This window comes from Frankia sp. CcCS3 (assembly GCF_977927575.1).
Genome location: NZ_CDWRCL010000113.1, coordinates 1 through 12,287, shown reverse-complemented (window position 1 = coordinate 12,287; position 12,287 = coordinate 1). Strand labels below are relative to the sequence as shown.

Annotated in this window: 10 protein-coding genes; 7 read left to right on the top strand and 3 right to left on the bottom strand. The window is 71.5% G+C overall.

From position 1 onward, the window contains the following. Positions 1–66 precede the first annotated feature (66 nt). On the bottom strand, positions 67–1,329 hold the full coding sequence (locus tag AC08OQ_RS11725; RefSeq protein ID WP_476605239.1) for a TIR domain-containing protein: 1,263 nt from the start codon (positions 1,327–1,329) through the stop codon (positions 67–69). A 132-nt stretch (positions 1,330–1,461) separates the two neighbouring features. Here AC08OQ_RS11725 and AC08OQ_RS11720 point away from each other — a divergent pair, with 132 nt between their 5' ends. After that, positions 1,462–3,627 (top strand): HelD family protein, encoded by a 2,166-nt coding sequence (locus AC08OQ_RS11720; protein WP_476600761.1) that lies wholly within the window; start codon positions 1,462–1,464, stop codon positions 3,625–3,627. 67 nt (positions 3,628–3,694) lie between these two features. Continuing rightward, positions 3,695–4,087, top strand: coding sequence for a DUF2237 family protein (locus AC08OQ_RS11715; RefSeq protein ID WP_011436808.1), 393 nt, complete (start codon positions 3,695–3,697; stop codon positions 4,085–4,087). Positions 4,088–4,118: 31 nt separating this feature from the next. On the opposite strand, the gene AC08OQ_RS11710 is transcribed toward AC08OQ_RS11715, so the two are convergent. After that, entirely contained in the window at positions 4,119–5,054 is a 936-nt protein-coding gene (locus AC08OQ_RS11710; RefSeq protein ID WP_476605237.1) for a sulfotransferase family protein, read from the bottom strand. A gap of 213 nt (positions 5,055–5,267) precedes the next feature. Here AC08OQ_RS11710 and AC08OQ_RS11705 point away from each other — a divergent pair, with 213 nt between their 5' ends. After that, positions 5,268–6,188: a glycoside hydrolase family protein gene (locus AC08OQ_RS11705; protein ID WP_476600758.1), complete on the top strand. Its 921-nt coding sequence runs from the start codon at positions 5,268–5,270 to the stop codon at positions 6,186–6,188. Between the two features lie 146 nt (positions 6,189–6,334). Here the strand turns inward: AC08OQ_RS11705 and AC08OQ_RS11700 are convergent, their stop codons facing one another. Continuing rightward, positions 6,335–6,844 carry an ester cyclase gene (locus tag AC08OQ_RS11700; RefSeq protein ID WP_476600756.1) on the bottom strand — a complete coding sequence of 170 codons (510 nt, stop codon included), beginning with the start codon at positions 6,842–6,844 and terminating at the stop codon, positions 6,335–6,337. Between the two features lie 279 nt (positions 6,845–7,123). Between AC08OQ_RS11700 and AC08OQ_RS11695 the strand changes: the two genes are divergently transcribed. The 4 genes from AC08OQ_RS11695 to AC08OQ_RS11680 form a co-directional block, all read left to right on the top strand. Next, positions 7,124–8,431 (top strand): XdhC family protein, encoded by a 1,308-nt coding sequence (locus AC08OQ_RS11695; protein ID WP_476612038.1) that lies wholly within the window; start codon positions 7,124–7,126, stop codon positions 8,429–8,431. Between the two features lie 169 nt (positions 8,432–8,600). Next, on the top strand, positions 8,601–9,647 hold the full coding sequence (locus AC08OQ_RS11690; RefSeq protein WP_476600765.1) for an LLM class F420-dependent oxidoreductase: 1,047 nt from the start codon (positions 8,601–8,603) through the stop codon (positions 9,645–9,647). A 62-nt stretch (positions 9,648–9,709) separates the two neighbouring features. Next, positions 9,710–11,110 carry a hypothetical protein gene (locus AC08OQ_RS11685; RefSeq protein WP_476600750.1) on the top strand — a complete coding sequence of 467 codons (1,401 nt, stop codon included), beginning with the start codon at positions 9,710–9,712 and terminating at the stop codon, positions 11,108–11,110. A 193-nt stretch (positions 11,111–11,303) separates the two neighbouring features. Continuing rightward, positions 11,304–12,287, top strand: a 984-nt coding sequence (locus AC08OQ_RS11680; RefSeq protein WP_476605235.1) for a DMT family transporter, incomplete at its 3' end; no start/stop codon positions are given.

The window sequence follows — 12,287 nt, the reverse complement described above, 5'->3', positions numbered from 1 at the left end:
ACGCCACACAACGGATCATGCAATCCGAAAATCACCATCAGATCCACGGCCAACCCCGGGACGTACTTACCAAACAGACCCTAGGCCGTTGACCAGCGTCATCGGCTCAGGTGTGGCAGGCGTGAGGGAACAGGCAGAGGGCTGTGGGCCGGCGGCGAGCTGGATCTGGCGGAAGAGAACCTGCCCGATCTGGAAGGTTCCGGAGTCCGGGAGTCCGGTGGCGACGCGTGTTCCGGAGCAGAGCTGGTCTGCGGTAGTGATGTCGGAGCCTTGGCGTACGACGAGTTGCAGCAGGTCGAACCATAGCGGTCCGACCGAACGCAACTCGTCTATCGGGGAGCCGGCGAACTGCGACACAGCGTAGCGGGCGTCGACCGCTGTTGTGAGCTGGACGATCGACAGGCTGCAGCGTGCGTTGGGGTCGCGCAGGGTGTTCAGGTTGTGGGCGCTGCCGATCGTCGTTACGACGTTCACCTTCGTGCCGGGGTAGGCCGTGCGGAGGAGACCGGCCAGCGCCTCGCCGTACTTGTTGTAGGGGCTGTCCGGCTGACCAGTCATGATCGAGACACTGTCGCATTGGCCTATCGCAGCAATTTTCGGCCCGGATGGTGGGGCGGGGTCGGGATCGCCTCCCGGCCAGGGCGGCCACGTCGTCACCACAACCACGACCACGACCACGACGGCAAGGGTCCGCCGCGGGTGGGCACGAACCCAGTGCCAGACACCCCGCCAAGCGCGAATGACAATAGTGGAGCGGCCACTGTGTGATGGGTCCACAGGCGGAACCGGGCCAGGCCAGGGAGGCTTAGGGAAGGGCGGCGCCTTGCTTGGTTTTTCCCTGCTCTTGCGCAGAGAGTTGATCTTCTTGGTGAGGCGGGTGGTGGCGGCAGGCTCGTCGAGGCCGAACAGGTCCAACGAGACGATCTGGCGGAGCGGATGCGGATCAGGCAGAGGGCAGTCGGTGATCTTGACGGGTATCAGCCTGCTGGCGAAGCCCAGCGGGTCGGCGGCGTGGACGGCGCGCCATTTCGCCTGGACGCGGTCGGAGGTCAGGTAGGCCTCGGAGAGCACGGCGATGGTGCGCGCGGCCTCGGTGACGCCTTGCTGGATGCGGAAAGCCCAGATCGAGCCAGGGATGGAGTCCCAGGCCTGGATCAGTACCCGGTAGCCGGCCGCCTCCAGCTGCCAGGCGATCCACTCCGCCCACTGCTGATCGGCCGCGGTGTAGGAGACGAAGAAGTCCGTCTTCGCCGGCCCCCCGCGGTGTCGTCGTCCGAGGGTTGGATCCCCGTATCCACGCCCATGCCCTACAGCATGCCATCCGGTCACGAACCGCTATAGACCCGCCGTCCCGGATGTGAGTCGAACGCGCGACTCCGCCAGTCTCGGTCCTCAAGGAACGCGGGGAGTGCCGTCCTCGCCCGGATAGCATTTCTTGCCGACTTAAGAAAGGGGCGCTCGGTGGTGATCGACAGCATGAACGCCGAACCGGATGTGGATCCGGTCGATCTGACCGTCGAGGTGGCTGTCGAGGTGGCCGGACCGGACGCGGAGCTGGCCGCGGAACGCGAGCACCTCCGGCGCAGCCGGCGGGCGCTGGCGGGGATGCGGGCCGAGATCGAGGGAACGGAGATCGCCGCGGGCGACGCGGTCGTGGACAAGGTGACGAACGCCTACCTGAAGCTGGCGAAGCAACGGCGGCTCGCCAGCTTCACCGAGCAGGAGGATTCGACGCCGCTGTTCTTCGCCCGGGTCGACTACGGGCCCGACGCGCCCCGGGTCCCCGGCCAGCGATTTTACCTCGGGCGGCGGCACGTGCGCGAGGCTGCCGGGGACGATCCGCTGGTCGTCGACTGGCGCACCGAGGTCGCCCGGCCGTTCTACCGGGCGCATCCGGGCGACCCGATGGGGCTCACGGTCCGACGCAGGTTCGGCTACGACGGGGCGGAGCTCACCGCGTTCGAGGACGAACCGCTCGTCCCCCGCCGCCCGGCGGCGGGAAAGCCGGCGGCGGGAAAGGCACCGGGAGAGGCGACCGGGCCGGCCGGCGGCCTGCTGGACCGGGAGATCGAGCGGCCCCGCACCGGGCCGATGCGCGACATCATCGCGACGATCCAACCCGAGCAGGACGAGATCGTCCGGGCGGATCTCGCCGTGAGCGTGTGCGTCCAGGGCGCCCCGGGGACGGGCAAGACCGCCGTGGGGCTGCACCGGGCCGCCTATCTGCTCTACGCCCACCGCGAGCAGCTGCGGCGCTCCGGGGTACTCGTCGTCGGCCCCAACCGCGCCTTCCTCGGCTACATCGCCGCGGTGCTGCCCTCCCTCGGGGAGTTCACGGTGCGGCACAGCACCCTCGACGACGTGGTGGGCGCGGTCGCCGTGCGTGGCACGGACCCCGACGACGTGGCCGCGCTCAAGGGCGACGCCCGGGTGGCGACGGTGATCCGTCGGGCGTTGCACGGGGCGATCCGCCTGCCCACCCGGCCGGTCTCCGTGGACACCCGGGTCGGCCGGTGGACGGTCGGCGCCGACGAGTTCGCGGACCTGGCCGCCGACCTGATTGCGCAGCTGCGGGCGGGCGCGTTGCGCTACGGCACCGCCCGGGCACGCCTGGCCGGCCGGATCGCCGAGTCTGTCCGCCGCCGGGCCGAGGCGAGCGGACACTTCTTCACCGACGGGGCACTGCGCACCCTCGCCCGCGGCCGGGCCGTCCGCGAGGCCGTCGAGGCGGTCTGGCCGCGGGCCGACGCGCCGGGCCTGGTGCACCGCCTGCTCACCGACCCGGCGTTCCTGGCGTCGGCGGCCAGCGGGGTGCTCACCGGCGACGAACAGCGCCTGCTGCTGACCGGCGCACCGCGAGGCGGGGCCCGGACGGCGCGCTGGTCGCTCGCCGACGCGTTCTGCATCGATGAGGCCCGGGACCTCATCGAGAGCGAACCGGGCTTCGGGCACGTGATCATCGATGAGGCGCAGGGCCTCTCCGCGATGCAGTGCCGCGCGCTCGGCCGCCGCTGCGCGGACGGCTCCGCCACCGTCCTCGGGGACATCGCCCAGGGCACCACCGGCTGGGCCGCGACCTCGTGGCCGACGTTGCTGGCCCATCTCGGCAAACCCACGGCGCACCTGGAGGTGCTGACCCGCGGCTACCGGGTGCCCGCGGAGATCCTCGACTTCGCGAACCGGATCCTGCGCCACATCGCCCCGGATCTGCGCCCGGCGATCTCGGCGCGGACCACGCGCGGCGCGTTGACGACGGCCCCGACCACCCCGGAGGGGCTCACCGCCGCGGTGGTCGACCACACCCGCCGGACCCTGCCCCACCCCGGCTCGCTGGCGATCATCATCGCCGACCGTGAGGTGGCGGCACTCGCGGCGGCGCTGGACGCCGCGCGGCTGCCGATCGTCCCGCTCGACGGGGACACCCCACCCGGGCGGGCCTGCCTCGTGCCCGCCTCGCTCGCCAAGGGACTGGAGTTCGACCATGTCATCGTGGTGGAACCCGCCGCGATCGTGGCGGGTGAGGCGCGGCCGTTGCAGGGGCTGTGCCGGCTCTACGTCGTCCTCACCCGCGCCGTGAGCGCCCTCACCGTCGTGCACGCCGACGCGCTGCCCGTACAGCTGCGGTGAGCGACCTCGCGGGCCCGATCCGGGTGGTTGCCGTGTCGCCACCGGACGAGTGGGAGAAACTGTCGATGTGGCAGATGAACGAAATGTTCTCGGTGGGGAACTGGAGCCCTGCGGCACCGACCCGGTGACCGGCTTCTACCGCGACGGGTGCTGCAGCACCGGTCCGGAGGACCTCGGCAGCCATACCGTGTGCGCGGTGGTCACCACCGAGTTCCTACGGCACCAGCGGCAGGTCGGCAACGACCTGTCGACGCCCCGACCCGAGTATTCCTTCCCCGGCCTGCGCCCGGGTGACCGCTGGTGCGTGGTCGCGGTGCGGTGGCTGCAGGCCTACGAGGCGGGGGCCGCCGCGCCTGTCGTGCTGGCCTCGACGCACGAACGCGCCCTGGAGGTCATCCCGCTGGAGGCGCTGCGCGCCCACGCCGTCGACGTGCCCGCCGACCCACGATCGCTCGGCTGACCTCGGCCGGCCCCGTCAGTCGCCGGCCCCGTCAGTCGATGACCTCGGGTTCGAGGCCCACGGTGAGCCAGTCGGCGTAGGACAGGCGGGTGATCTCCTCGAGGCGGGCGATGTCGTCGACGAAATACGGCAGCACGGCGCGGCGCTGCTCGGGGGTGAGCTTCGGGCGCCCGCCCTTCTGCCGCTGCAACGCGGTGAGCAGCGGACCGCGGAAGGTCCTGCGCACGGGAACCGGGAAGTGATGCCCGATCCGCCCGCCGGTGCGCAGCGCCGCGCGCAGCACGCTGTTCACGGGGGTGTCCGCGACGAACGGCGTGACGTTCTCGGCGGGCACCAGGTCCACCAGACCCGTCTCGACGCCGAGGAACTCGCAGACCCGGTCCAGCGTGGCGGCGGGGGAGTCGCGCAGGTCCCGGTAGCGCAGCAGCAGGACCTGGTCGCGGGAGAACAGGGTGAACAGATGGCTGAGCTGCTCCCCGTACAGGCCTAGGGAGACGCAGTGCCAGAACTGGGCCCAGCCGGCGTCCCGGCGCTCACGCTCCAGGGCACAGGCCTGGACGAAGTCACGTTCCGGCTCCAGCCCCGCCGCCCACAGATGGGTCCAGTTCGAATGCGCGCGGTCGACCGGGTTGCGCAGCATGACGATGATCCGCGCCTTCGGCAGGAACCGCCTGACCCGGTTCTGGGCGTCCAGGTCGTAGAGGTAGAACGGAGTAGCCTCGCCCTTGAGCGTCCCCGCCGGAGCGGCATCGAACAGCGCCTCGTAGTCGGCCCGCCGCCACACGTGCTCCTGGTACGTCTGGGCGTCACCGGGGCCGCCCCGGGCCGGCGGCGGCCCCGGTGACAGGAAGAACTTCGGCTCCTTCGCCGACGGGAGGAACAGCGCCGGGTGCCGGACGAGTGCCGCGTGCAGCGCCGTCGTTCCGGCTTTCGGCACGCCGATCACGAGGAAGTCGGGAAGGGCCATATGACGGGCGCTCCTGGACGGCTGGGGTCGGTGGGCGACTGGGGTCGGCCGCGGGCGGATCCGGCCGTAGGCAGCCCCGGGGCCGGGGCACGCACCTCACATATTCCAGTAATCCGACCGGGGACCTCAAGATGGTAGCGGTCAGGGCGGGACGGCGTGAACGGAACGGAACGTTCGTCATCCTTACCCCGTCGGTAGGGTTGCTGCGTGGTAATGAGCAAACAGCACCTGGTGGCGACGACCGTACCGCTCCCCGGACTGAGGCCCGCCGTGACCGTGGTCGCGCCGCCCGGTGACGGCCCGGGGTACTGGGCCGGCGCGCCGTGCGCCATTATGGTGGATGGCGTATTCTATCTGGCCTATCGGCTGCGCCGTCCCATCGGGATCGGCCGGGGTTTCGGCGTCGTCATCGCCCGCTCCACCGACGGGGAGAGCTTCACCGAGATCGCCGTCGTGCCCCGGGACCCGTTCGGCGCCGAGAGCCTGGAGCGGCCCGCTCTGGTGGTGACCCCGCAGGGATCATGGCGGCTCTATGTGAGCTGCGCGGCTCCGGGCAGCCCGCACTGGTGGGTGGACCTGCTGGAGGCCGACGACCCCGCGGCGTTCGACCCGGCCCGCCGCCGCACCGTCCTGCCCGGAGATCCGGCCAGCCTCGCCGTCAAGGACCCGGTCGTGGTCCATTACGGCGGGCAGTGGCATCTGTGGGCCTCCTGCCACCTGCTCGACGACCCGCTGGCGACGGACCGGATGGACAGCCGCCACGCCACGAGCCCGGACGGCATGACCTGGACCTGGACCGGAACGGCGCTGGCGCCCCGGCCCGGCTGCTGGGACGCCCGCGGCGTGCGGATCAGTTCCGTGCTCACGGGCGGCTCCCAGTCGGTCGCCCTGTACGACGGTCGGGCCACCGCGGCGGAGAACTGGGCGGAACGCACCGGCCTCGCCGTCGGGGTGACCGTCGACCGGTTCCACGCGGTCGGCACCGAGCCGGTCGCGGTCTGTCCGGACGGGGACGGCGCCCTGCGCTACGTCAGCGTGGTCGAGCTCCTGGACGGCGGCCGGCGGCTGTACTACGAGGCCTCCCGGCCGGACGGCAGCCACGAGCTGCGCACGGAGCTGCACCCGGCCCCCTGAGCTGCCCCCGGTGTCCTGAACGCCGTCGTTTTCCCTGGTTGGCGGCGTCTTGGCGGGGGTGCTGCCGGCCTTAGGGAGGGGCCGCGTCCAGGGAGAGGCACGGCGGTGCTCGCGCGACGAGGGCGCGCCCTGCCCGCGGGTTCGGGTCAGGCGATGGCCGTTCGGATGGGTTCGCGGTCAGTCAGGCCCACGCCGCCGCGCGGAGCATCGGTCTCCCCCTTCATCTGACGGAAGATCGAGTCGTTGTCCCAGTACGCGCGTTCGGCGATGATTTTGTCCGGTTCCTGGTCACTGAAGATGTAAAGCACAACGCCTTCGAAATGAACCGGACGACCCTGAGGGGCGATGCCGGCGAACTCGCCCTGATGTGTCCCTGCCAGGGTCACCTCTCGCCAGGAGTAGCCGGGGAGGTCGTATTCTCCGGTGACAGTGACGATGAAGTCCGGTAGGGCAAGAGCGAGCGTTTCGTAGAACTCCTGAACGCCGTTGATTCCTTCGTAGCGGGCGTTTAGCGGGACGACGTCGTAGAAGGCGCGCTTGTCGCGCAGGAAGGTGTCGTAGACCTTCTCCCAATCCTTGGCATTCTCCTGGCGGATGTGCTCCTCGATTGTCGCGCGCTGCCAGGAGATACGCTCCTCGGTGGCAATAGTGGTCATGGTCGTTATTTCCTTGTCCTTCTCGTAGAAGGAGAATTCGTTGCGGATTCATCGTACAACAGGTTTGGGTGCGGAACAGTTCGGCTCTTCGAATTACGGTGCATGTCGTAATTAGGCGGGCACGCGTGGCGGGATGGCTGGAGTTCCGGGATGCGGCCAGCAGGACCGGGTGGACCGGGACGCGGCGTTGCGGCGTCCGCCATGCTGGAGCGGAACGTGCCGCCCGCACCGGTGATGATCGCGACCGTCAGGTCCCTGCGGCCCTTGCCGGCTTCTATCGTGGCGGTGACGCCAGGGCTCGGGGGCGCGCGTGCCCGCGGGTCCGCCCGGTCGGCGGGGGAGGTGGGGGCGGTGCGCGAGATCGCCGGTACCCTGCGCCGGTGGCGGGCGGCGGGCACCGCGTTCGCCGTGGCCACGGTCGTCGATGTCCGGGGCAGCGGGCCGCGCCAGCCGGGTGCGGCGATGGCCGTGGCTGCCGACGGCGAGGTCGTCGGCAGTGTGTCCGGCGGCTGCGTGGAGGGCGCCGTGTACGAGGTGGCCGCCGAGGTGGTCCGCACGGGGGCGCCGGCCTTCGAGACCTACGGGATCTGCGACGACGACGTGTTCGCCGCCGGGCTCACCTGCGGCGGCGTCATCGATCTCGTTGTTACGCCGCACCTGCCGCACCTGCCCGACGGGTCAGATCTGTCGCCCCCACCGGGCCAGCCGGACCTGGGGCCATCGCCGCTCGACGCGGTCCTTGCAGCGATCGCCGCCGACGAGCCGGTAGCCCTGCTGACCGTGGCCGGTGGCGAGCGGCTGGGCAGCCAGGTCGTGGTGTGGCCGGAACGGACCGCCGGTTCGTCGGGTGCGTCCGAGGTGTCCGGGCTCGACGAGGCCGCGGTCGACGACGCCCGTGGCATGCTCGCGGCCGGGCTCAGCGGCCTGCGTCGCTACGGTCTCCACGGGCAGGGGGGTCGCCGCGGGCAGGAGGGCCCTCGCGGGCAGCGGCGACCCGACGCGGTACCGGTGTTCGTCCGTTCGTTCGCGCCCCCGCCGCGGATGCTGGTCTTCGGGGCGATCGACTACGCCGCCGCGGTGGTCCGCATCGGGCGTTTCCTCGGTTACCGGGTGACGGTGTGCGACGCGCGGCCGGTCTTCGCCACTCCTCGCCGGTTCCCTGACGCCCACGAGGTGGTATGCGAGCGACCGGCGGCGTTCCTCGCCCGCACCGAGGTCGACGCGCGCACGGTGATCTGCGTCCTCACCCACGACCCCAGATTCGACCTCCCGGTGCTGCGCGCGGCGCTGCGCTCCCCGGCCGGATACGTCGGGGCGATGGGGTCGCGGCGCACCCACGCCGACCGGCTGCGCCGGCTGCGCGAGGACGGGGTGAGCGAGCCAGACCTGGCCCGGCTGCGCTCACCCATCGGACTGGATCTGGGTGCGCGCACGCCCGAGGAGACAGCCGTCTCCATCGCCGCGGAAATCATCCAGAACCGGTGGGGCGGGAGCGGCCGCCCGTTGCGGGCCACCCGCGGCCGCATCCACGCCGAACCTGGCGAGGCCGGCGAGGCCACGGACGGGTGCACGGGAACAGCAAGATAATCAACGGTGTTGACGAGCATCCGCGTTCAAGATCATAAAAGAACGAGATCATAATCCGACGCCCCGGACGTGATCGATGGTGCCCGAACCGCGGCCGGAGTCAAACTCAGGGGGTGAGACGCCAGGGTCGACGGGGCCGTGGCGGGAGCTGGCCGGAGGGGTGGCGTACGTGCGCATCGCGATGTCGCTGGGGTACAGCGGAGGTTTCGAGGAGACCGTCTCGGGGCTCGCCGACTACGAGAAGGCCGGGCTCCAGGTCATCCAGGTCGCCGAGGCCTACAGCTTCGACGCGGTCAGCCAGCTGGGGTTCCTCGCCGCCCGGACCTCGCGCGTCGAGATCGCCTCGGGGATCATGCAGCTCTACACGCGCACCCCGAGCCTCATCGCGATGACCGCCGCGGGCCTCGACTTCGTCTCGCGCGGGCGGTTCACCCTCGGGATCGGCGCGTCGGGGCCGCAGGTCATCGAGGGTTTCCACGGTGTCCCCTACGATGCCCCGCTGGGCCGGACCCGCGAGACCATCGAGATCTGCCGGAAGGTCTGGCGCCGGGAGGTCCTCGAGTACCACGGCCGTCACTACGACATCCCGCTCGCCGCGGGGCGGGGGACCGGTCTCGGCAAGCCTTTGAAGATCATTAACCGGCCGGTGCGGGACCGGATCCCGATCGTGCTGGCCGCGCTCGGCCCGAAGAACGTCGAGCTCGCCGCCGAGCTCGCCGAGGGTTGGATGCCCGCCTTCTACCTGCCGGACAGCGCGGACGAGGTGTGGGGCGAGGCGGTGCGGGCCGGTACGGCCAGGCGGGACCCGGCGCTCGGCACCCTGGACGTCTGGGCCGGGGCCTCCCTGGCCGTCGGCGACGACGTCACCGCGCTGCGCGACACCGACCGGCCGCAGGTCGCGCTGTACCTGGGGGGCATGGGCGCGCGGGGCTGCAACTTCTACAACGACCTGGCCCACCGCTACGGCTACGCCGCGGAGGCGAAGCTCGTCCAGGACCTCTACCTCGCGGGCCGTAAGGGGGAAGCCGCCGCCGCGGTGCCGGCCGGCCTGCTGGAGAGGCTCTCCCTGATCGGGCCGCGCGGCTGGGTGGCCGAGCGGCTCGCCGTGTTCGCGGAGTCCGGGGTCACGACGCTCGCGGTCAATCCGGTGGCGCCGACACACCTGGAGCGGGTGCGTCTCATCGAGCAGATCCGCGAGCTCGCCGACGGCCTTTGATGGCTCTCCGCCTGAGGCGGGGGATTCCAAGATGACTTTTACGTCACGATAGGGTCATCGGCGTGGGCGGACCGCGGTGGGCGTACCGTGACGGCCCCGCCGTCACCGACGGTCTGACCAACGGTGACACGCGTGAGCAGATCGCGGCGGGTCCAGGGGTGGCGGATCCAGCGGCAGCGGATCTACCGGCGGCCGATCCGTACCCGTCCCGGTCCCGCGGCCGGACCAACGCGCTGTGGACGATCGTCGACCAGGTCGTGTCGAGTGGCACCAACGCGGCGATCAACTTCATCATCGCCCGCCGGGTCGACCCGACCGAGTTCGGTGCGTTCGCGATTGCCTACACGATCTTCGCGATCGTCGTCGGCCTGTCGCGCGCGGCTGCCACGGCGCCCCTGGGGATCAGCTACGCCGCCGCCCCGGCCGCGTTCCGCGCCGCCGCTCGCGCCGCGTCCGGCCTGGCCCTGGTACTCGGTGCCGTCGTGGGCGCCGGCCTGATGGCGGTCGGTAGCGTCCTCGAGGGCGTGGTCGGGACGAACCTGATCGCGATGGGTGTGGTCATGCCGGCCCTGCTGGTGCAGGACGCCTGGCGCTACACGTCGTTCGCCCAGGGACGCCCCCTCCGCGCCGTCGTCAACGATCTCGTCTGGGCGGCCGGGATGGGCGTGGGCATCGTCCTGCTGGCCATTGGCGGGCCGGAGGCGGCCATCGGCGGGCGGGCCGCGGCCGGCGGCGCGCCGGTGATGGTCCTCGTCTGGGGTGCCGCCGCGGCGCTGGCCGCGGTGGTCGGCATCGGGCAGCATCGGGTCTGGCCCGCCCCGCGGCGGGCGCTCGCCTGGTTCGCTGGTCACCGCGAGACGGCCGGCTTCATGACCGCCGAGTTCGTGACGGTCCAGGGGGCGCAGCAGACGTCGATTCTGATCATCGCCGGGATCGGCTCGCCATCGCTCGTCGGTGCTCTGCGCGGTCTGCAGACCCTGCTCGCCCCCACGACGAACCTGGCCGTCGCGTTGATGAGCTTCGCGATCCCCGAGTTCGCCCGCCGCAGGGGCGCCCCGGCCCGTCGGATCATCCGCGCCGCCTACGCCGTGTCCGCGCTGGTGGTTGCCTCCAGCGTGCTGTGGACCCTCATCTTCCTGATCCTCCCCGACGATTTCGGGGCGGCCCTGCTCGGCGACACCTGGAGCCAGACCCGTGAACTCCTTCTCCTCGCGATGATCGCGCAGGCCGGGCCGGCGCTGTCGGTGGGACCGGTCGCCGTGCTCTACGCCTTCGGCCGGACCAGGCTCACCTTCTGGATCAATCTTTTCTTCACGCCCTTCCTGCTCTCCGGCCCGGTCACGGGCCTCCTCCTCGGCGGAGCCAAAGGGGTGATCATCGGTAACGTCATTGTGTTCTGGGCGACGATCCCGCCCTGGATCTACCAGCTCCACAAGCAGACCCGTGCCGTCGGCCGTGAGTGACCTCCCCGTCCGAGCCCGGGCGTGCTACCCGGCGGCGGACGAAGGTGTGGTCCCGGCCGGGGTCATTTCCCTGATCTTGGATCCGGCAGGCATGATGAGCGGGATCTGAGCTGCCGGACCGCACCGGGCCGGCCGTGTGAGGCCTTGGCCTTCCCCGGGAAGGTACGTCGCGGGATCGAGGAGGAGAGGAGGAGTGGCGACCTATCTGCTCGGCCTCGGTTCCGCGGTGTGTTTCGCGGTGGCCGCGGTGATCCAGCAGCGGGTTGCCTTCCGGGCGCCGCCCGATGACGTCCTGCGGCTGCGGCTGCTGCTGTGGTTGGTGCGGCGACCGTGGTGGGATGTCGGGGTCGCCGTCGCGGTGGTCGGCAGTGTGCTGGCCGCGGCGGCGCTGAGCCGGGGCGCGGTGGCCCTCGTCGAATCCCTGCAGATCTGCCAGCTACTGTTCGCCCTGCCGCTCGCCGCCCTGCTGGCGCAGCGGGCGGTGCCGCGCCGCGACTGGGCGGCGGCCGCGGCGACGGCCGGTGGCCTCGTGCTCTTCCTGATCGCCGGAGATCCGCACCCGGGCGATCCGGGGGCCGTTTCGACGTTCGGCTGGGTCCTCACCGGCGCGGTGGCCGGCGGGCTGGTGTGCGGTGCGGTGTGGGGGACGCGGCGGCTCACCGCTGCCCGGCGGGCCCCGATGCTGGCTACGGCCGTGGGCCTGCTGTCCGCGATACAGGCCGCCCTGACCAGCAGCATCGGTCACCTGCTGACCACCCGCGGGATCGATGCGGTCCTGGTGTCCTGGCAGCCCTGGTCGGTCGTGGCCACGGCGATCGTCGGTGCGTTGCTGCTGCAGAGCGCCTACGAGATGGCGCCGCTGCCGGCGTCGCTGCCCGCCGCGGTGAGCAGCGAGCCGCTGGCCGGGGTGGTGATCGGGGTGGCCCTGCTGGGCGGCGACCTGCGGCTGGCGCCCCTCGCGTTGGTCGGTGAGGTGCTCGGACTGGCCGTGATGGTCACGGGTGTCCGCACGTTGGCGACGTCTCCGCTGATCACCGGGCAGATGTCGCGGCTGGTGGCGAGGCAGGCCCAGGGGCGGCTGTCCCGGCTGGAGGAACAGGTGCACCATGACCTGGAGCGGCTGCGCGCCGACCTGCGCCGCAGCCGGCGGGCCGGCGTCCCGGGGCCGGCGTTGCGC

Excerpts from the sequence above, each read along its gene's own strand:
- AC08OQ_RS11705 (WP_476600758.1), top strand. The coding sequence starts at position 5,268 with ATGAGCAAACAGCACCTGGTGGCGACGACCGTACCGCTCCCCGGACTG.
- AC08OQ_RS11710 (WP_476605237.1), bottom strand. The coding sequence starts at position 5,054 with ATGGCCCTTCCCGACTTCCTCGTGATCGGCGTGCCGAAAGCCGGAACG.
- AC08OQ_RS11700 (WP_476600756.1), bottom strand. The coding sequence starts at position 6,844 with ATGACCACTATTGCCACCGAGGAGCGTATCTCCTGGCAGCGCGCGACA.